The sequence below is a fragment of the Monashia sp. HAY1-5C genome (assembly GCF_056755255.1).
Window position 1 is genome coordinate 1 of record NZ_JBPGXG010000349.1, and the last position, 273, is coordinate 273.

Genomic DNA, 273 nt, shown 5'->3' on the forward strand with positions numbered 1-273 from the left:
GCTGGGGCAAAGTAGTACAGACCAAGAAAGACATTCTGCTTAACGGCGTTGAAAAGATGTCTGTGTCGGGAATGACGGTTCATGATGTAATCGGTAGGGCAATTTCAAAGTATCATCCTTCTTTTGAAGATAAATATCCACCTAACGATCCGAACCATTCCAATTTGCTGCTGAAAATGGGTGGAGGTTCAAGCTATTACACATCTATTGACCGCGAGACAAAAGACCGAATCACAACTACCGTGGACGAGCTATTCCATACGGCCTTTACAT

At 43.6% G+C, this 273-nt stretch carries 1 protein-coding gene; it reads left to right on the top strand.

The features are described from left to right. A partial coding sequence (locus tag ACR9ZK_RS21975; protein WP_481344074.1) for a hypothetical protein occupies positions 1–273 on the top strand: 273 nt, incomplete at both ends.